The sequence below is a fragment of the Primorskyibacter flagellatus genome (assembly GCF_900176485.1).
In the GTDB taxonomy this organism is placed as follows: Bacteria; Pseudomonadota; Alphaproteobacteria; order Rhodobacterales; family Rhodobacteraceae; genus Primorskyibacter; species Primorskyibacter flagellatus.
On record NZ_FWYD01000020.1, the window covers coordinates 1 to 19,571 of the forward strand.

At 57.7% G+C, this 19,571-nt stretch carries 13 protein-coding genes and 4 pseudogenes; 6 read left to right on the forward strand and 11 right to left on the reverse strand.

Translation table 11 applies throughout. The features are described 5' to 3' along the window. Positions 1–117 (forward strand): annotated as a pseudogene (locus B8991_RS21215) (IS5/IS1182 family transposase); the annotation flags it as partial. Between the two features lie 23 nt (positions 118–140). Here B8991_RS21215 and B8991_RS16980 read toward each other — a convergent pair. The 3 genes and pseudogenes from B8991_RS16980 to B8991_RS16990 form a co-directional block, all read right to left on the reverse strand. After that, positions 141–1,286: pseudogene (locus B8991_RS16980) on the reverse strand (IS3 family transposase); the annotation flags it as partial. A gap of 79 nt (positions 1,287–1,365) precedes the next feature. Beyond that, positions 1,366–2,400 (reverse strand): phosphotransferase family protein, encoded by a 1,035-nt coding sequence (locus B8991_RS16985; RefSeq protein WP_084354139.1) that lies wholly within the window; start codon positions 2,398–2,400, stop codon positions 1,366–1,368. A 191-nt stretch (positions 2,401–2,591) separates the two neighbouring features. After that, the gene (locus B8991_RS16990) at positions 2,592–5,027 is read right to left on the reverse strand and encodes a WD40 repeat domain-containing protein (protein ID WP_143514651.1); all 2,436 of its coding nucleotides are present in this window, start codon (positions 5,025–5,027) and stop codon (positions 2,592–2,594) included. 374 nt (positions 5,028–5,401) lie between these two features. Here B8991_RS16990 and B8991_RS16995 point away from each other — a divergent pair, with 374 nt between their 5' ends. Then, on the forward strand, positions 5,402–5,794 hold the full coding sequence (locus B8991_RS16995) for a hypothetical protein (protein WP_143514652.1): 393 nt from the start codon (positions 5,402–5,404) through the stop codon (positions 5,792–5,794). Here B8991_RS16995 and B8991_RS22345 read toward each other — a convergent pair. From B8991_RS22345 to B8991_RS17025, 6 genes and pseudogenes are all read right to left on the reverse strand, one after another. Beyond that, entirely contained in the window at positions 5,775–6,011 is a 237-nt protein-coding gene (locus tag B8991_RS22345; RefSeq protein ID WP_084354142.1) for a DUF1403 family protein, read from the reverse strand. The two genes, B8991_RS16995 and B8991_RS22345, sit on opposite strands and share 20 nt — an antisense overlap. Before the next feature lie 541 nt (positions 6,012–6,552). Beyond that, positions 6,553–7,844, reverse strand: a pseudogene (locus tag B8991_RS17005) (Tn3 family transposase); the annotation flags it as partial. 27 nt (positions 7,845–7,871) lie between these two features. Beyond that, positions 7,872–9,257, reverse strand: coding sequence for an ISKra4 family transposase (locus tag B8991_RS17010; RefSeq protein ID WP_037239053.1), 1,386 nt, complete (start codon positions 9,255–9,257; stop codon positions 7,872–7,874). 21 nt (positions 9,258–9,278) lie between these two features. Then, the gene (locus B8991_RS17015; RefSeq protein WP_037239051.1) at positions 9,279–9,860 is read right to left on the reverse strand and encodes a recombinase family protein; all 582 of its coding nucleotides are present in this window, start codon (positions 9,858–9,860) and stop codon (positions 9,279–9,281) included. 120 nt (positions 9,861–9,980) lie between these two features. Next, a complete protein-coding gene (locus B8991_RS17020) occupies positions 9,981–10,640 on the reverse strand; it encodes a plasmid pRiA4b ORF-3 family protein (protein ID WP_037239049.1) in 660 nt (219 codons plus the stop codon). A gap of 62 nt (positions 10,641–10,702) precedes the next feature. Further along, positions 10,703–12,298: pseudogene (locus tag B8991_RS17025) on the reverse strand (DUF4158 domain-containing protein); the annotation flags it as partial. Between the two features lie 167 nt (positions 12,299–12,465). Between B8991_RS17025 and B8991_RS17030 the strand changes: the two are divergent. Next, positions 12,466–13,053: a recombinase family protein gene (locus B8991_RS17030; protein ID WP_084354143.1), complete on the forward strand. Its 588-nt coding sequence runs from the start codon at positions 12,466–12,468 to the stop codon at positions 13,051–13,053. A gap of 154 nt (positions 13,054–13,207) precedes the next feature. On the opposite strand, the gene B8991_RS17035 is transcribed toward B8991_RS17030, so the two are convergent. Next, entirely contained in the window at positions 13,208–13,867 is a 660-nt protein-coding gene (locus tag B8991_RS17035) for a rhomboid family intramembrane serine protease (RefSeq protein ID WP_084354144.1), read from the reverse strand. Positions 13,868–13,931: 64 nt separating this feature from the next. Next, positions 13,932–14,855, reverse strand: coding sequence for a glycosyltransferase family 2 protein (locus B8991_RS17040; protein WP_084354145.1), 924 nt, complete (start codon positions 14,853–14,855; stop codon positions 13,932–13,934). A gap of 214 nt (positions 14,856–15,069) precedes the next feature. Between B8991_RS17040 and B8991_RS17045 the strand changes: the two genes are divergently transcribed. From B8991_RS17045 to B8991_RS17055, 3 genes are all read left to right on the forward strand, one after another. Then, a complete protein-coding gene (locus B8991_RS17045; protein WP_084354146.1) occupies positions 15,070–17,088 on the forward strand; it encodes an acyltransferase family protein in 2,019 nt (672 codons plus the stop codon). Positions 17,089–17,163: 75 nt separating this feature from the next. Further along, on the forward strand, positions 17,164–18,714 hold the full coding sequence (locus tag B8991_RS17050) for a GMC oxidoreductase (RefSeq protein ID WP_235866672.1): 1,551 nt from the start codon (positions 17,164–17,166) through the stop codon (positions 18,712–18,714). Further along, the gene (locus B8991_RS17055; protein ID WP_084354148.1) at positions 18,698–19,486 is read left to right on the forward strand and encodes an SDR family NAD(P)-dependent oxidoreductase; all 789 of its coding nucleotides are present in this window, start codon (positions 18,698–18,700) and stop codon (positions 19,484–19,486) included. Before B8991_RS17050 ends, B8991_RS17055 begins: the two co-directional genes overlap by 17 nt. Positions 19,487–19,571 lie beyond the last annotated feature (85 nt).

Below are 19,571 nucleotides of genomic sequence, written 5' to 3' on the forward strand. Positions count from 1 at the left end.
GAGATCATGTTCGGTCGCCTGAAAGATTGGCGACGTGTCGCGACGCGATACGACAGATGCCCGAAGGTCTTCCTGTCAGCCATCGCCCTCGCAGCAACCGTCATGTTCTGGCTATGAACCGACAACGAGTCCTGAGCCTAGGTCCAACTTATGACGAGGCCGTCGAAGCAATCAATGATCGGGGAAAGATAGACTTTACCTGCTCGGATGTGGAACTCGGTGATATCGGTTAGCCATTTCTCATTTGGCGCTGCCGGCTGGAATTCTCGGTTGATGATATTCTCAGGTGCAGGGCTAATCTCTCCCAGATATGAGCTGTAACGCCGCCGCTTCGGCTTTGGGACGATCAGAGCTTCCTGTTTCATCAGGCGCTGCACCACTTTTTCGGAGATCGAGATGGATTTCCGCGTCATATATGCTTTGAGGCGACGGTAGCCGTAGCAGCGATGGTTGCTTTCGAAAGCCTCCTTCATGGCCTGTCGAATGGGAAGATACTTATCTTCCAGATTCATGCGAGCGCGGTGGTAAAAGTAAGAGCTGCGCGCGAGACCCAGCCGAGCCAACAGCGCTGGTGTCTTATACCGATTTTTTAGGGCGACGATGAGCATGGCCTTTTCCCGATTGCTCAGGTTCCGCAGATCGCCGCCAAGTTCCTTTTTTATCATTTCACTCGCAGTCTTGAGCAGATCATGCTCAATCTGTAGTTCGCGGATGTCGCGCTGCAGGGCTTCACGCTGACGCTCCAACTCTTCAAGCTCTGGGTGAAGGGCGCTCTTCTTGCGTTTCATCATGGCAGGAGCCTCCGGGCCAAGGATCTGAGTTTTCCAAGCATAGAGCGTCGGCCGACTAACTCCGAACTTTTTGGCCAAGGCCTGGGCACTTTCTTGACGACTATATAGCCCGACCACGGCAGCCTGCTTCACGGCGTCAGAGTGATTTCCTGGGCCATATGTCGCATTGGAGATCGTCATCGTGTCAGGAAAGGCCTCGCGCACCCAAGCCGTCAGGGTGGCTCGGCCAGGATAGCCCAAAGCGCGCAGCGTCCATGAGATGCAGCGGCCATGGGTTGCATAATGCTCTAACGCCACCTGCTTCTGTGCCGCCGAAAACTTAGGCGTGCGCGGCGCCGATCGTATCGGCAAGTCCTGCAGACGTTCGTATTCACGATGCCACCCTTTCAGGGCGTTCTTCGTTGGATACCCCAATTCACGGATGGTGGCCTGCACGCGCTTGCCGAGCTTGATATAAAGCTTAACCGCGCGCAGTCGCTCTTCGTAGCTGTACATGGACTATCTCCAAAATAGTCCAACTTTTCGTCCGCACCCCCACCGGGTCAGTTCTCTGTGACATGCAACACCTTACAGGTCACAATTGCTGAACCAGCATTTGGAATATCCATCTCGGATCGCTAGGTTCCAATGCCTGATCTCGACACCACACAGTGCGGGCTTTGTCGAGTTTGCGGGCATAGCGGGCGGCTTCGCGTTCGGCAGCTTCGCCCACGAACTTTCCAGAACGAAGGTCGCCCCTGACTCGGCAGGCGTCGATGATGGCGGATTTCACGCGCTCGAGCTGTAGGTAGACATCCACCTCTTTCCTGATGTCACCAGGCGTCAGGGTCAACGGGCTTCGCTCGGCGTAGGCTTTGATGAATTGCGCCTCCTGATCCGGGGTGAAGCGTGTCTTGTGGAAATGCACGGCGATATCGTAGACCGGATCGCCCACAAGCACCAACTCCCAGTCGAGCAGGGTGAGGGTCTTATCGCGTGGTCGGATCAGAACGTTCTTGCGGTGAATATCGCTGTGGCAGAGGCAGAACGGTCGGGTGCCGATCGCGACGGCAAGTTCGTCGAGGCCAGCAAAAGGTGCATCCGGGATACCCAGGCTTCGATATATGTCCGCCATCTCAGGGAACAGACGGGCATGTACCGAACAGTCAAATTCATAGTGTGCTCGAAAGAAGGCCCCGCAATCGGGGGAAGCACCAAGATCGGCGCAAGCAGCGGCGAAAGGCTCCGGGTCAAAGCGATGCAGCGCCGCCATTTGCCGGGCGATCTCACGAGGTATCCAATCGGACATTTGTTCCTGGTCCGGATAGACATCGTTGAGCGACACGCCATCGATCCAGTCGTGGAGGAAGAAGCCTTCCGCGTCCGATTGATACAGCAACCGGGGGGCGTCGAAACCGACGCTTTCGAGAAAGCGCAGCACCGGGACTTCCGAAATGCAACGCAGGTCCATCACCGCGCTGTTCGGGATCGGTTTGCGGTAGAGATAGACGGTCCCGCCCTCCTCGACCCGGTAGTTGTGGTTGTAGTATCCCTCCATCCGGGCCCCAGAGCTCAGGTTGTTCGGGTCGATGCGGTCCGCCCAGGCAAAAGGATGATCTTCAACGGTCATGGCAGTCTCGTGATTTCCTGCTACCGGAACAGTTACGTATAGCTGAGACGATTGCCAATGTAGAAGTCGAAGACACTGCCAGGGATGGTCGAGGCTGCTTGATACAAGCGACAGGGGTTCAGCAGATCAGCTGTCGATGGCTTTGGCGGCCACAGGCGGCCTCCTTGCCCCGGTCCACAATGGAAGCCTCGTCATTCGAGTTCAATCCTCCGTGCTTTGACCTCTGTCAAGACATCTTCAGGAAGAAGTGAAACCGCCAGATCGAACAGCGCACGCCCTTTGGGTGTGCCTTCGCCACGGAACAGCGGTGCGCCAGGGGTCATGGCACCGCCTATCTTGATTTCTCCGCTCTCGTTGAAAACGAACTGATCGAACACGGGATAATCCTCAAGTTGCGGTGTAAGGTTTTCTCCTGTGAGAGAATGGATGGCCAGGCTCTTGCCGATATCGCCGCGGAGGTCCCGATAGGCAATCGCAGTTCCGTCGCGGACGAAATGCACATACCCGTCATGCCCCGTCGCAACAGCCCGCACCTGCCCGTCACCATCAAATATCACTGTCCGGTCATCGCTGGAGTCTCCATCTTCGGCAATGAGTGCGGAGCCTTGCCGTGATGCGTGCATGGAGACGGGCGTACTGCGCAAGCCGTCGGGATCGGACAGTATTTCGTGGATCGGTGTGACAGTCCTGCCATCGTGAATATACAATTGGGCCACCGGCCCGCCGCCCGGGGAGTGGATGGGCTCAATCATCACCAAGCGCCCGTCCGGCAGCCAGGAGGCATACGGTTTTGTCCGCCCTGGGAAGTCGAACTCAGCAACACTCCAATCCTGCGTCGACACAATGAAAAGAGCGTTGCGGGACAGGACGGCAAAGGCGTCTGCGTCATGAGAAAAGCCGACCGGGTCAAGCGTAGTAGAATAGGCGGAGGAGCCTGTGCCAACACCCGAGAATGTGATCGTGGTCACGATCGCGCCTGTCCGGCCGTCATGGATGTGCAGAACGGGCTGCTGGTTTTCTGCCAGCGCCAGAAGGTCGCCTGACGGTGAGAAGTGGGGATGGGTTGCCGAGACGTAGGTGCTTGCGTCGTCGCGCAGGAGCTGTGATATCAATCTGCCATCCGAGGTTGAATAGAGCGCCGGCGCTTCGCCGCTAATCGCCAGAACCTCGCCGGTCGGTGCAACAACCGTCCCTTTCGCCCTGTCCAATGGCAGGCGAAGTGTCCGAGATGCAACCGCCCGGTAGAGCAGGAGATGTGCGGCCTGATAGCGCACGAAATCGTCCTCCGCAGGGTCGGCAGGCAGACCTTTCAGCGCGGCGGCCATGGCTCCCTGACGGTCGCCGGATTGCAACAATCTCTCTGCCTTGCGGGCAAAATCCTCGGATATCTGAAGGGTGGCATCAACCTCAGGGTCCCCCTGGACTGTCGGTTTGCCAACCAGTGCGACCGCGGCCTCATGCAGATCAAGACCGGAGGGGCTGCTGATCCCTTCATAGGGTGAGCCTTGCATCATATGGCTGAGGGTACCGAGAATCTGACCGGTTGGTCCGTACAGGAATTGTTCGAATACCGCATGATCGGAAGGTTGTGTGTCCAGTCGGGTTCCATCGAGCGCGTAGGTCTCGACCTGCATATCGGAAATCCGCTCTGACTCCGGCCAGCGCGGAATGGCAACGACTGTTCCATTCCGGACAAAAGTGGCTCCGCCCGAGGCTGGCGGCAAAGTTGCCCGCCGCGTGCCGGTGATTTCAAACAGGTCCGTCCGTTGCTCGGATTGGATCAAGAATGCCGACATGGTGGGTGAAGCGATCACCCTGCCCATCGTAATTTCCTGATCATTGGCGATCGGATATTCTTCACCGGACGTATTGATCACCATGAGGCTGGCGCGGGCATTGAACGATATGTCGCCGGAGGGGGAGGCGACAACGAACTCCGATCCCGAAATCCAGGCCAACGACGAGTGGGGTGGCAATGACGTTTCAAAAACCACGGCACCGCTTTGCGTATCTCGAACTTCCAGGAGATGCGGCGCATTTGACAGCGATCCGGGCGGTACGGCGTTGAAAGCGATGGCGTGACTGTCAGGTGAAAACGCACCCCGGGAACTGATCGCCGGGAAGCTGGTCAGGATCACCCCGTCTGCGAGCCTGACTATATGAGTGGTCTTGTCGCCGACGAACGAGATCGCGACCAGTCGTCCGTCTGGCGAAACCGAAAGCCCAGCCGCCCCGATAAGGCCGCCGGGCATTGGGTTTTGCGACAGGATCGGAACACCGACCACGCTGCTGGTCAGCGGGTTAATGATTGTCGCTGACTGGCGCGTATTGGGCGTGATCGGATCAGACACCTCCGGGGAAACCACCGCGCGGATGCCGTCCGGGCTGAGCGCACCGAAGGTGGGCGTGGCGCCTGTCAATCTGATGCTCCGGGACGCAAACGCCCGCCACAACGCCGACCAGGCTTCTGGATAAGCTTCGAGATCGGTGTTCTTGGGCGTGCCGGGCAAGCCGCGCAAGGCTTCCTGAAGTGCTGCGAGACGATCACCCTCTTCCAACAGCAGTTTCAGAGCCTGGCGCGCATGCTCGCGGGATTGAACTTCTGTGGGTTGGGAATGAGCGGCCATGCCGATGATTGAAGCGACAGCAATACACAAGAACGCAAGTGTAATTCTTGGAACGGGCACGATAAATCCCCAGTCAATGAAATAGAAAATACCATTTCGACGTTACAAGATTTGTTGCTTTCGATCAAGGCAACCAGCGACGCCCCTACCGGATGCCGGTTATCTGAAACCGCCGGTCACGCTAGGGATGAACTGTCAGCGACAGCATTATTGTTGATATGTAAAATGAGCCGTACGAGGCGGGCTTAGCGCTATGTCAGCCCGCTTCATCGCCCGGCCATCCAGAAAACTTGACTGGTGCGTGAAACTACAGGACGTTGAGGATGGAAGCTTTTCACTAGAAAAGTGGCAAACCATATTGAGAAGGCATGGCTATGAGAGCGACTTTGTTTGGTTGTGCCGTCGTCGTGGCCCTTGCCGTCCCGGCCGCAGCACAGCATATCATCGCGGTTTACGACGCCAGGCTTGGCCCTCTGGACAGGGTTAACTCCAGTGGCCGACCTTTGGGTGATCTGTGTGCCGTGATTCAACAGGATCGGGCCAATTATCACCGTTTCGGCAAACGCGACAGGGTTGATGACTTCGACCCGATATTTGGTGACCCGGCAATGAGGTCGCTGATCCCGTCGAGTTGTCGTCTGGAATCGGGACATGAGTATTTGCGAGACGCTGTTTTCAACAATCAAGGATTTGGCATAATTGTGAGAGTTCGCGTTCTCAATAACAATGGAGCGCTACAACTCCTGGTCAGCGAGCGTGCCGGATAATCTCTGCCCTGACAAAGCGATCCTGCGCAAGAGTCCTGCAAAGGCTTCGGTCATGTTTCGCGCCGCAACATGCGCGCAGCGCCAACCGCGCGCCCAACAAGGCGTGGTGCACTTCACCTCTGCCCAACACAACATGCAGTTGCGCCAGCGCCGCGCCCGACAAAAACGCCACATCTTCAGAGGTTTCCGTCCGGGCAGTGGTGACCCAGGACGGCATTTGAGGTAGTGTCTCAAGGCTGTCTCAGAAGGTTGCGGGCACCCACCTCTTGCCACGGCACTCTTTCACAACGGCGCTTTTATCCAGATTATCGCCCCAATAACCGCCCCACCATTCCGTTCCCTGTAATGTCCGATAAGTTTGCCTTATCGGACATAATTGAAGGAACTGCAGGACAACTTCTGTCGCTTTAGGTTCATGGGCGGACTCAACCAAAATCAGCCTTCTCTCGCTCGAAGTTTCCATTCCATCAGTGGACTGGGCTCTTGCTCAATCTCTGGACTCGGTCACAGCAAGAGAAAAAAGCGATTACGAACAAAACCTTCCGCATGCATGCAGCATCGACAACTCGAAGCCATCATCTAAGCCCGCTCGACCGGCCAAGTTCTTGAATCCACCGATGAACCGAAAGTCCAAGAATTTAACAAGAACATGAGCGCAATGTTATCAATGCGTTAGAGTCCACTCATGGAACAAGAACGACAGACAAAAAAGGGGTCTGATGCCGGAGGGGGCAGAATTGTACGCTAAGGAGCTTTGTTCATCTTTTTGGCCACCTGTATTCGCCGGTGAGGAGGATATGGGCCCAACCGAGTGGAGAGATGTGTGCCAGAAGGTTGGGTGAGCAATCCAAGGTGGCGCAACGGCGCTCGGCGACAGCCTGACCGATGTGCTTGGTGTTCCAGTAAATGATGATGGCGGCCAGCAAGTTAAGCCCGGCCATATGGAAGTGCTGCCCCTCGGTTGTTCGGTCACGAATTTCGCCTTGGCGTCCGATGCGCAGGGCATTCTTGAGGGCGTGATGCGCCTCTCCTTTGTTCAGGCCGATCTGGGCGCGACGTTGCATGTCGGCATCAAGCAACCAGTCGATGATGAACAGCGTCCGTTCGACCCGTCCAATTTCCCGTAATGCCACCGCAAGTTCGTGCTGCCGGGGATATGCCGCGAATTTTCGCAAGAGTTGGCTTGGCGGCATTGCGCCGGCCACCATGGTGGCCACGCTGCGCAGAATGTCGGGCCAGTTCGAGCTGATGACGGGTTCCTTGACCTTGCCGCCGATCAAGCCTTTCAGCTCTTTCGGGCTGGATGCCGGATCAAAGAGGTAGAGGCGCCTGGATGGCAGATCCCGGATGCGGGGAATGAACTGGAAGCCCAGAAGGGCGGTGACTGCGAAGACGTGGTCGGTGAAGCCGCCTGTATCGGCATACTGCTCTTTGACCCTTCGCCCAGCTTCGGTCATCAACAGGCCATCGAGAATGTAGGGCGCTTCGTTCACCGTGGCCGGGATGGTCTGGGTGGCGAAGGGACCGAACTGGTCGGAGACATGGGTGTAGGCTTTCAGTCCGGGTTCATGGCCATACTTGGCGTTGATCAGATTCATCGCCTCGCCTTGGCGCGTGGTGAGGAAGAACTGCCCGTCACTGGATGCGGTCACACCTCCGCCCCAGAACTGGGCCATCGGCAAGGCAGATTGTCCCTCGATCACCATGGCCAGGGCGCGTGCCATCGCCTCACTTTCGACATGCCATCGCGATAGGCGAGAGAGCTGGAAATAATCATGGGTGTTGGTGGCCCCGGCCATTTTTTGCTGAGGCCAAGGTTCAGCCCTTCAGCCAGCAGCACATTCAGCATGTCGACCCTGTCCTTGCACGGAACACCCGTGCGCAGATGGGTGAAGGCCTCGGTAAAGCCGATCTCGTTATCCACTTCGAGCAGGAGGTCGGTGATCCTGATTTCCGGCAGGCGGTTGTAAAGGTCGAGCACCATAGCATCCGCCTCTTCGGGGACAGCGGCAGTCAGCCGATCTATTTTAAGGGTGCCGTCTTCTATCGAAGGAGAGTACCGTAAAGTGTGGGGCAATCATGCAGCCATTTCGGTTTCGGACGAAGGCTTCAACGCCGGATGCCATTGCTCGAACTTGGCGCGCAGGGTGCCATCGAGGGCTCTGGTTCGGGTTTGCAGCATGAGGTGCGCGCCTCGTTTTGACCAGCGCATTTGCTGCCGCTTGCCGAAGCGCTTTCCAACAACGGTGTTGACGGTGCTTTCGACAAAGCCGGTTGAAACGCGTTCACCGTACCGTCGTCTTTCCGCATAGTTCGGGATCATCAAGGCGTTGTTGGCGATGTAGGTCTCGAACTCGGACGCCGCCTTCCGAAGTGCCTTGATGCTGGCATAGTCCGTCTCGACAACTTCCAGATCGATGACAAGGTCTTCGATCGCTGCCTGACCATTGTGAAGGTTGCCATTCCAAAGGAACCCTTTGATCTGGCGCAGCAGGCGGGCAATGGCTTCGGCCTCTGCGGGATTGTGATGCGCAAGCCCTTTGACGTATTGCTGCATGACGGTGATGCGCATGGTGATGTGGAACCAATCCAGGATATGCTCAGAGGAAGGTGCCATGTGTCGCGCCATGTGGATGACGGTGTCTCCACCGTCAGTCATGAATGTCACTGGATGGTTTTCCTGCCAACCCTGATCCTTCAAAACTTCATGCAGTCGCCGCTTGGGCTTGTCATCATGACTTTGGACAAGCCCAAGATAGCGGCTCGGGCGATCTGTGGGGATGGATTTGCCGACGGTGACCTCGAAATGCGACTGACCCGCGTCGCGAGACCGAACATAGCCACCGTCGATACCGACGGTGATTTGGCCCTCAGGGTTGGGAAGCTGGGCGCGCTGGTGGGGACTGGTTTCAATGAAACTGTAACGCTCATCAGAAAGTTCGGCCTCCATCCGCGTGGCCACACGCCCCAGATGTCTGCGGATGGTGTCTGGATTTAGCCTCATATCAATCGGCAGGACATCTTTCAGCAGGTTAGTCGTGACCCCGAAAGATACAAGCGAAGCCCATTTCGTCTCAAGCCAGAGCAACTCCGGGGCGATATGGTCGGGCAAAAGTTCGTTCAGAGGACTGAAAGTTTTGGCTGGACCATTGTGGCACTGGCAGGAATAGAAGCGCGGACTTTCAACGGCGATGTCACCGAAGACCGTCCGGTATCGAATTTGCCGGCGCCCTTTGCCACGAAGCTTTCGATCACAGCACGTACAGCGGGCACGTTGGATACAAAACGCTTCGCATTGCGCGGCAACAACTTTCCGCTGGATGCCCAAAAGAACGGCTTTGCCTTCCTCTATGGACAGGCCGATGTCACCAGCAGCCTCAATGCCCTTGGAGAATGCGGCGATCCTATCCGTGTGAGCGGTGCCATCTGGCGCAGTTATTGTGACGCTGATTTCGATATCCATCTTCGGGGTCTGCCTGCTTGATTATATTGGTTCTGAATCTCTCGCCCGCATGATTGTCTGCCGACTGGTGCCCATTTCGCGTGCGATGGAGGAAACTGTCGCGCCATTGGCAATCTTTTCGCGGACCAACGCCTGCTGATCAGCCGAAAGGGTTGATGGGCGCCCCAGTGTTTTGCCTTGCGCTTTCGCACGCGCCAGCCCCGATTGCGTGCGTTCGATCAGAAGGTCTCGCTCGAACTGGGCAACTGCGTTGATCACACCCATCGTCAGCTTGCCCGCAGAACTGGTCAGATCCACGCCGCCCAAGGCGAGGCAATGCACACGGATGCCCAAGACTTCCAGCTTGGCCACGGTCGTACTGACATCGATCGCATCGCGCCCCAGCCGGTCCAGCTTAGTCACGACAAGAACATCGCCACGCTCCATCTTGTCCAGAAGACGCGCAAATCCCTTCCGCTGTGCGATGGCCTGTGAGCCGGAAACCGTTTCGGTAATGATCCGGTGTGGCTCCACCGCAAATCCTGCGGCAGCGATCTCCCGGATCTGGTTTTCGGGGTCCTGTTCGACGGTCGATACTCTGGCGTAGGCGAATGTTCTGGTCACAGCATTGCAATTCTGTCCGGAAATGTTGTCCAAAATAATACGCCTGTTCGATACAGGTTCAAGATAATTTATGGACAGATCATTACGCCCTGTCCGGAACCGAACCATTTCGGACGGCCCTTACCACATCTGCTGGCGCATCAGGTCGCGATGATCTCCGGATCGAAACCGCTTGTTCACAGCACCCCGTGAGAATTTCCCGTCGACGAACGGCTTGCGAGCAACCATCCGTTCCATCGCAGCTTCCACCTCGTCAGACATGAAATCAGATACCGGCCGATTGGGGGCGTTCGCTGCTACAACATCTTCAAGGAAACCAACCATGACGCCCATGTCATTCCAGGCATCATAGCCGTCAGCCTCATCCCGCCGTTCAAGATACCCATATACACCACCGCAATCTTCAGGCGGGCAGGCTCCGGAACCGCCTATGCAGGCCGGATAGGTTTTCTTTGGTGGCGGATTAATCGCTTCAACACGAATTTCGTGTTCCCAGTTATTCCCCATATCGTAAACGTAGGAAAATCGTTCGTTCTCGCGGAACCCAAACTGCTGCAAGGATACATCCGGGTTTCCAGCATGCAACTCCAACGAGCCGTATTGTACCGCGTGAACCTCGAAGAGGAACAGATGAATGCCCTCCCAGCCCATCGCAACCTGAAGAATGCCGTGCAGTTCACGCAGTGTCGTCGAATCCGATACCAAAACACGCCGCCAGATCATCGGGCTCAACCCAAGAAGGCGTACCTTTAGCTGATAGATTGGAGAAGCGGATGACATCCAAAATCCTTGCCAGCATCAATCCCAAAATTCAACTGCCCCACACTTTACGGTACTCTCCTCGAAGCTCCCGGAATAGCACCGGCCCTGGCCGCGCGGGCCAGTCGCTGTAGGCCATCGGCCAAGCGAGATTTCCGATCGGCCAGCCAGGCTTCTGGTTCGAAGGGCATGGCCAGTTTTGGCGTGGCGCGGGCGACTTCGGTAGGGACCAACGCGTCCTTGAGATCGCCATACCGGCGGGAATGTGCGAGCCAGATGTCACCAGATCGGAATGCATCGCGCAGGTGGCACAGGACTGCCACCTCCCACAGCCGGTTCCCGTCGTCGTCCTTCAGGTGCCGATGCCATTTTGAGGAGCGCCGCAGAAAGGTCAGTGGCCGGATGGCCGTCGTTTCCGTGCCCGCAACGATACTGGCCGCGGCCAGCAACGGCTCAGCCACCGGTGCGCCGTGAATATCGAGCGCCCGCAGCATGAGCGGCGCATAGCGCCGAAAGCGGTGATACCCGTGCACAACATGTGCCAGCGGATCGGCGGTCAACGTATTGGTGAGTTGGGCAGCAGTAGCGACAAGCCCCTTAAGGGATGACCAGCCGCCAGCGTTTTGAACGGCGTCGCTCAGAGGCGCCTGATCTTCATGCGCTTCCAGCAGCGCTGATCCGAGATTTGAGAATGCCTGCAATGTGTCCTTCAACGCAGCCTTCGCGTCATCCACCCGGGCATCGCATGCGCGTTTCGCCTCGCGCCATGTTTTTCCGACAATACGGTCATGGGTCTCGACCACCGCATCGGCAATGGCGCTACGCCATTCCAAAGTGCAGACCGCGAGGATGGCAAGGCGGCGGTCACCCGAAATGTCCCGCAGATCACCGGCGAAATACCGTTCCCCTTGTGGTCGGAGGCGGGCAATGCGGTGGGGTGGCACATGGGACAGGATGGATTCGTCCAACGCTATGCCTCGCAAGAATTCCAGCCGGTTGAGCAGGCGGTTCATGTCGGCTGAGTTCTGGCCCACCTCAAATTGGCGCAGCCAGACAAATCGGGTGACGGAGCCCGCCGCACTTTCGGTCAGCAGGGCATCAAGCTGGCTGCGCATATCATCATCAAGCTGGTCGGCAACCCGAGCGTCGATCCGTCGCTCAGCAGCAACAAGTGCATCTGCGCAAAGACGTTCGATAACCGTGATCCCGGGCAGAATGGTCTGGGTCGCCTGGCACTGCTCCACAAAGCGCCGCGCCAAGTCCTCGTTCGACCGAGCAGTTTCGGCTTGGCTCTCCAACCACGCTTTCAGAACGCGCGACCCTCTGCCTGTGAACATCTTGTAGCCGTAAAAGTCACGCAAGGCTGCCAGGTGTTCACGGCGTGTTTCGTCCCGTGTCGCATAGTCCACCAGATCATCGGATCGCAGCCCAAGTTGTGCAGCCAAAAAGCGCGTTACTGCCGCAGGGATGACCTCACCGGGTGCCAGCAATCGACCGGGGTATCGCAACACGCAAAGCTGGAGGGCGAAGCCGAAACGATTACGGGGGCGGCGACGGGCGTGGATGATTTCCAGATCATCGTCCGCCAAGGTGTAGTGGCGCAGCATGTCTGCTTCGTCGGTCGGCAGATCAAGCAGCGCCGCCCGCTGGCGGTCAGTCAGCATTATCCGGCGGGGCATGTGGTTCCTTCCAAGATCAGGGAGACGACTGTCCGTCCGTAAGAGGATCGATCAGCGGACGGTTTTGGAAACGGATCCCTGCTTCGTAAATCAGGCCTCAAACCCGTCTCATATAAATGGTACGGAAAGATTTGCAAAAGGGGAGCCTTATACGTACACATCATCCGATGAAAACTACCCTCATCGGATATGCCCGCTGCTCCACAGACAAACAGGACCTGTCAGCCCAACGGCAGGCTCTTTTGGAATTGGGTGTTATGGAGGATCGCATTTACACAGACCACGGCCTCACCGGCACCAACCGTGCACGTCCCGGCCTCGATCAGGCTCTTGCTGCCGTGCGGGACGGTGACACATTGGTTGTACCAAAGCTCGACCGCTTGGCACGATCCGTCCACGACGCCCGCGCCATCGCAGATCAGCTCCAGGGGAAGGGCGTGAAGTTGGCGCTCGGGGCCACCGTCCACGACCCCACAGATCCGATGGGAAAGATGTTCTTCAACATCCTGGCCACATTCGCCGAGTTCGAGTCCGACCTCATCCGCATGCGCACCCGGGAAGGCATGGCCAACGCCCGCGCTAAAGGAAAACTCCGTGGAAAACAGCCAAAATTATCTGAAAAACAACAGAAAGAACTCGCGCGCATGTATGCCACCGGTGACTATTCCATCAGCGATCTGGCAGAGTTGTTCGCGGTCTCGAGACCAACGATCTACAGAACCTTGCACCGTACAGGGGCAAAGGTCAGCCCTTAACGTACTATTCTGCCCCCTCCGGCATCAGACCCCTTTTACGTTTAGCTATGTTGGCCTCCTATCAGGCTAGGGTGGACGCGGCCCCGGCATGGGTGATAGCCTGCCGGGGCTGAATAACAAGTCAATTGGCTTATTCGACCTCAACCTCGATACGTTACAATAGGTCGAGTGAGGTACGCGCACGCGGATCAATCAGCAAAGCCAGCACCCAACCGATCAAGAAACCGCCGAGGTGGGTCTGCCACGCCAGTTGCCCGTCCATGGCCCACCACAGAACCAGGTTGAGCGTAACCAGCATCGCTGCGGCGCGTAACACCGGCCAGAGCGTTTCCTGCAACGTGTAGCGATCCACATAGGCCCAAGCGAGCAACCCGCCAGCCAGCCCGAACAGCGCCCCCGAGGCACCGACCATGGGGGCCGGACCGGTGGCCAGCGCCGCAAACCCGGCGCCGCCTCCGATCATCGCGCCAAAATAGAGAAGCGCGCAGCCCCAGTTTCCGACCCGTGCAATGACTTCGCGGCCCAAAGACCACAGCGTAACCATGTTGACGGCCAGATGTATCAGTCCGCCATGCAGGAACCCGTAGGTGAGAAACATCGTATAGGGCTGCGCGGCGTAATTGGGCTGCCAATTCCTGAGAAGGCCTGCCCAGAACCCGCCGTTCTCATAGGCCGTCGCGCGCAGACGAGGGCCGAGATCAAGCCAGTCTGCGATTTGCAGGGTGGCCTCAACGCCGCAGCACAGTACGATAATCGCAACAAGAAACCACAGGTTCAGAATCTGGCTCCGGTGAAAGCGTTCTGGCCATAACATGCAGAAGAAAGACCTTGTTTCCGGTGGCGTGGCAAGCCGAATCAAACGGGGCCGTCCGGACGGGTCAGGCGGTCCAGAGCGGCGCGCGGTCCTCTTCGATCTCGGCCACGGCGCGCGTCTTGCCCACCATCAGGGCGCGCCGTTGATAGGTCCGGATGAAGGCGCGCAGTTCGGCATCGCCGTGACGTTCCTCCCCGCGCAGCATGGCGCCAAGGTAGCCCTGAACGATGGCCAGCCCGCCCAGAACATAGGGTTTCTGGCGCATCTTGTTGACCGCCGAAGCCAGCAGGAACAGCGGCCCCGTTCCCATGTAATACTGCCCGAACCCGTGCCGCCGCCGTCCGGTGTATATGCCGGTCTGGCTTGATCCCATGGGGCGCAGGTGGTTGAAGCGCAGCTCGGGTACATCCCAGCTGACCGCCTTCCAGCCCAGCATACGTGCCTTGTGGCAGTCGATCCCGTCCCACATCACTTCGCGCACGAAGCCCCCCAATGCCTCGAAAGCGGCGACGCGGTAGAACTTGGTCATGCCCAGGGACATGTCGTCGGAGATGTTTTCCGACACCATCTGCCCGTCTTCATCCTCGAAATAGGCTTTGCCAGAGCAAGAGGCGATGCGCGGATCAGCCTCCATGCGTTCCATCAGCCCCTCGAAATAGCCATGCGGCAGATCGAGATCGAGATCGAGCTTGCACAGGTAGGTATAGTCCGCAGGTGTGATCGTGTCATAGCCCGCGTAGAACGCCTCTATCACGCCGGGGCCTACGGCGCGGTGGCCGCGGTCGGGCTTGGGAACCACGGTGATCCAGTCGTGCTGCGCGGCATATTCCGCAAGGATCTGCGGCGTCGCATCGGTAGAGCCGTCATCCACGATGATCCAGCGTGTCGGCCGGGCGGTCTGGGCCACGACGCTGTCAAGCGTACGGCGCATGTAGTCTGCCTCGTTCCGGCAGGGAGAGATTAGCACGTAGGTACGAGGATCGGGCATGGTCGGGAGGCTCCGTTTCTGCCAGTCTTACGGTCGCCTTGTGCCCAAACCATGCTCGCGCCGCAAGGGTGCTGGGCGCTGGCTTCTTATTTTGCTAAATTACCGATCAGTTATTTGTCTTACGTTCTAAACCTGCTAAAGCACCGCACGTGTATGTGGCACCGTAGCGCGTTGGCAAAGACATGACCGATTTTTTAAGGATAGGCCAACTTCGGTGAGCGATGTATCACACGGATCTTACCGCCCTGAAATTGACGGACTGCGAGCCGTGGCGGTGCTGCCCGTGGTGCTGTATCACTTCGGAATGCCGGGTCTGAGTGGCGGTTTTGTCGGCGTCGATATCTTTTTCGTCATCTCAGGTTTTCTCATCGGCGGCATCCTTTGGGCCGAACTCAACAGGACCGGCAGGGTGCGCCTTGGGGCATTCTTCCTCCGGCGGGTCCGGCGGCTGGCTCCGGCTTATCTGGCTATGGCCGCGATCACATTGGCCTGCGCATGGTTTATTCTTCTACCCTTCGATTTTCGCGAATTCGGACAGGAATTGGTGGCTGCGACAGTTTACCTGGCAAATGTGCACTACTTTGATAGTGCAGGGTATTTTGACCAGGCAAGCGATCAGAAGTTGCTGCTCCACACATGGTCTCTGGCGGTAGAGGAACAGTTCTATATCGTATTGCCGTTGCTGCTAATCGTGCTGGCGCGCTGGCGTGCGCATTTGCCTGCCGTTCTGGTTGGTCTCGGGGTACTGTCGCTGAGTGCGTGCCTATGGATGATGACAGTTTCTCCACCGGCCGCCTTCTACCTGTTCCCCTTTCGCGCATGGGAACTTCTAGCTGGGGTCTGCCTTGCGATCACGGGATATCAACGCGGGCTGAGTTGGCAGGTTCATCCGGCGCTGAGCTGGGTGGGGATCGCACTCATTGCGGTTGCAGTGTTCCTGTTCGAAGCCGGAGACCATTTCCCCGGCTTCTACGCCCTTGTGCCGGTTTTGGGCGCGACGCTGATCATCGCCAACGGCCGAGACAAAAATATAATCAACCGCGCCCTGTGTAGCCGTCCAGCCCTGTTCTTCGGCCTGATCTCTTATTCGCTATATCTTTGGCACTGGCCGATAGTGACACTGCTGCGGTACTATCAGGGCGAGCACGACCTAGCAGCTTGGCAGATCCTGCTGATGCTGGCGGCGGCAGTGGTCGTATCCTGGATATCCTGGCGGGTAGTCGAAACCCCCTTCCGGCGCGGGGTGTTACCCGGATGGCAACTAGTCGCAGGCTATGTCACGGCGGCCATGATGTTGGCGGGCGGCGCACTTTCCTTTGCCTTTTCCGAAGGCCTGCCCGGCCGCTTCACTCCAGAATCTCACCCCTATATCGCTGCAACGCGGGATTTCAATCAGGACTGGTCGCGCTGCACGCAACCCGTGACTGGCGTCTGGGGCGGTATCGAAATTTGCCCGATCGGTCCTGCCGGTCCACCGAAGGTTCTGATCTGGGGCGACAGCCATGCGCGCGCTTTCAAAGAAGGGATTGAGCGCGCCGCCTTCGAAGCCAATCAACCCGGGTTGCTTATCTGGCGCCCTGGCTGTCCGCCGCTCATTGGGGTGCTGAAGGATGAACTCGTCTCCAGCCCTTCCGAGGAAGCCGCCTGCGCAAGCTCGGTGGAGGTTGTGCTGCAGGGATTAGCCGCCACGGCCTCCATCCAGACGGTGCTGCTTGTAGGGCGCTGGAGCTATTACGCCGAGGGGACCGGCATCGGGGCAGATGATCGTAACCGGATCGAACTCAAGCCGGACCCCGCCGGTCCGCTCACCGTGAGGGACCGACAGAAGGATCTCTTCGCTGACGCACTTGCACTCACAGTCACGCGGCTCTCGCAACTGGCCAAGCAAATCTTCGTTCAACAGCAGCCTCCAGAAATCTTTGACTACACAGCTCGTAAGGCCGCACAGGCACTGGCCTATGGACAGATTGACCCGGACGTACTTCGCAATGGCTTGGGTACCACGACCCGCGAGGCCCTCCGGGTTCGCTTTGCCGGCGCCGATGCAGCACTCGCACGAGTGACCAACGTCCCCGGCGTTCGTGTGATTGATCTCTGGACCCGCATGTGTTCTCAGACAGCGTGTTCGGCTATCTTCAATGCCACACCAATCTATTTCGACAACAACCACGTAACCAACGCGGGAGCCTTGGCCTTGCGCGATCTTTACGCTCCGGTATTTGAAGGAGGGTAATTCATTCCACTTCCACGACTTTCACTGTCCGAAGCAAAATCCGGCATTTGGGACGTCATCATCATCGGTGCCGGCATGGGAGGCGGGCTTCTGGGGCGGAGACTGACCGAACATGGCCTGCGTGTTCTCTTCGTGGAGAAGGGGCCTGCGGGCTTTGATATGGATCGTCATTCTCCCCAGCATACCCCGCACGCGCCCCACGCGCGCCAAATCCGAGGGATGTGGCCGAAGCCGGTTGAATCCCGGCTTGAAGGTGTGGCGACGCGCTTCTTCGGGCCTTATGGCAGCGGTGTTGGCGGGTCCTCAGTTTTTTATGCAGCAGGGCTGGAACGGCCCGAACGCCATGATATCGACGACGCCCCTAATATACCGCACCCGACAGGTGGCTGGCCCGTGAGCTTCGATGAATATCGGCCATACCTTGATGAGGCGACAAAGATTCTTCGTCTGTGCGGCACGCCCGACCCACTCTCGCCGGAGGGACCTCAGGATGGGTTGAACACGCCTTTACCCGCCTCCGCCGCTGATGAAACTCTCATGCAGGAGATGCAAGCTCTCGGCCTGCATCCTTACCGATTGCATCTCGCGGTGCGTCATCCCGAGACATGTCGCAAGTGTTTCGGATCAAAATGTCCTTGGGGATGCAAGATGGATGGCCGCTCCGCCGGGGTCATACCTGCGCTCGAAACCGGGCGCGCAGCACTTCTGGATAATTGCGAAGTTCAGGAAATCCTAGATGACGGAACTCGCGTCACAGGCCTGCGTGTCAAGCATGATGACATGGTGGCGGAATTACATGCTTCTACTTACGCTTTATGTGCCGGATCTCTGGCGTCGCCCCGCCTGCTTCTGGCCTCAAACAGTCGGTGTCCCGAAGGCTGTGCCAATTCCAATGGTTGGGTTGGTCGCGGGTTGATGTTTCACGTCGATGAGATTTTTGTACTATGGCCGAAGGATAATTTGGCCAAGAGGGGACCTTTCGGAAAGTCGATCTCGCTTCGGGATCTCTACAGCCCGCAGGGTGAGCGTTTTGGGCTTGTCCAGTCTATTGGCCTCGACGCCAGCTACGGTAACATCGTCTATTACATGGGCCGGATCTTTGATCAGTCACCGCTGCGTCGTTTTCGCAGGCTGCGTGGGCTCATACGGTTTCCGGCCTTTGCGGCCAGCCGTCTTTTTGGCAAAGCGGCCGTCTTCGTTGGAATGATGGAAGATTATCCCTACAAGGACAATCGTGTGGTGCTCAATTCAGAAGACCCCGAGATTCTCACCTTTGAATACCGTTTCCACGCCGAGTTAATGCAACGGCGCAAACGGTTCCGGCGCATGATCTATCGGGCGTTCAAGGGGCACTGGAGGTTTCTTGTTTCGATGCGTCCAGTACTCAATTTCGGCCATCCGCTAGGCACGTTGCGTTTCGGGACGGATACGAAGAATTCGGTCTTACGCCCCGACTGCCGCACCCATGATCTCGACAATCTCTATGTTGCTGACGGCGCCTTTATGCCAAGTTCCATGGGTGTCAATCCAAGCCTCATGATTGCTGCCAACGCACTTCGCGTCGGCGATATCATCGCCCGCGTTCAGAACGAGACGGAGAAAACACAGCATGCAGCAGCAGAGTAACGCTTCTCCCCAAGTCGCTGTTGTAACTGGAGCTGGCCGGGGGTTGGGCCGGGAAATGGCGCTGCAGTTGGCAGCCTGCGGACTGCATGTGGCAGCGCTGGGGCGTAACAAAAAGGATCTCGACGAACTCGCCGCAGAGGCTGTCAGTGGTAAGATCCTAGCGTTGCAGGTAGATGTCGCGGATACGAACGCACTGCACGCCACGTTCAACCGCATCGACACAGAACTCGGGTCACCAGACATTCTCGTCAACAATGCGGCTGTCTATCCGCACCGGGATTTTCTTGAGGAAACGCCGGAGAGCTTTCGACAGGTGCTGGAAATCAATCTCGGCGGCATGGTGACATGCGCAATTCTTGCTCTTGAGCGCATGGTGGAACATGGCCAAGGACGAATTATCAACGTCGCCACGTTCGCGGGAAGTCGGCCTGCCCCTCTTGCCTCAGCCTATTCCGTTTCGAAGGGCGCTTGCCGTATTCTGACGCAGGCGATCGTTGAAGATCTGAAAGATCGGTTCCCCGACATTGTGATCACTGACTGGGTTCCTGGCGCTCTGAATACGCAGATGGGTATTCCCGACGGCATCGCGCCAGAGACAGCGGCACAATGGGGGGTGGCACTGGCACTTTGGCGCGATCCGGACCTCAACGGGGCAACCTTCGTACAGGATCAAGAGCACCTATCCACCTTGTCGCTGAAACGGCGTTTGCTGAACAAGCTAACTGGGCGGGCGAAGGCTCCAAGGCGTATCCTTCCAACTTCCAGAACGTGATCGTAAGAGAAAAGTGTCAAATCTGACCGGCGTTGAACTGATTCATGAGAGCGGCGCGGATGTGGATTTCGTTAGTCAGTGTTCT

Excerpts from the sequence above, each read along its gene's own strand:
- B8991_RS16985 (WP_084354139.1), bottom strand. The coding sequence starts at position 2,400 with ATGACCGTTGAAGATCATCCTTTTGCCTGGGCGGACCGCATCGACCCG.
- B8991_RS16990 (WP_143514651.1), bottom strand. The coding sequence starts at position 5,027 with ATGGCCGCTCATTCCCAACCCACAGAAGTTCAATCCCGCGAGCATGCG.
- B8991_RS16995 (WP_143514652.1), top strand. The coding sequence starts at position 5,402 with ATGAGAGCGACTTTGTTTGGTTGTGCCGTCGTCGTGGCCCTTGCCGTC.
- B8991_RS22345 (WP_084354142.1), bottom strand. The coding sequence starts at position 6,011 with ATGCCGTCCTGGGTCACCACTGCCCGGACGGAAACCTCTGAAGATGTG.
- B8991_RS17010 (WP_037239053.1), bottom strand. The coding sequence starts at position 9,257 with ATGGATATCGAAATCAGCGTCACAATAACTGCGCCAGATGGCACCGCT.
- B8991_RS17020 (WP_037239049.1), bottom strand. The coding sequence starts at position 10,640 with ATGTCATCCGCTTCTCCAATCTATCAGCTAAAGGTACGCCTTCTTGGG.
- B8991_RS17030 (WP_084354143.1), top strand. The coding sequence starts at position 12,466 with ATGAAAACTACCCTCATCGGATATGCCCGCTGCTCCACAGACAAACAG.
- B8991_RS17035 (WP_084354144.1), bottom strand. The coding sequence starts at position 13,867 with ATGTTATGGCCAGAACGCTTTCACCGGAGCCAGATTCTGAACCTGTGG.
- B8991_RS17040 (WP_084354145.1), bottom strand. The coding sequence starts at position 14,855 with ATGCCCGATCCTCGTACCTACGTGCTAATCTCTCCCTGCCGGAACGAG.
- B8991_RS17050 (WP_235866672.1), top strand. The coding sequence starts at position 17,164 with ATGGGAGGCGGGCTTCTGGGGCGGAGACTGACCGAACATGGCCTGCGT.
- B8991_RS17055 (WP_084354148.1), top strand. The coding sequence starts at position 18,698 with ATGCAGCAGCAGAGTAACGCTTCTCCCCAAGTCGCTGTTGTAACTGGA.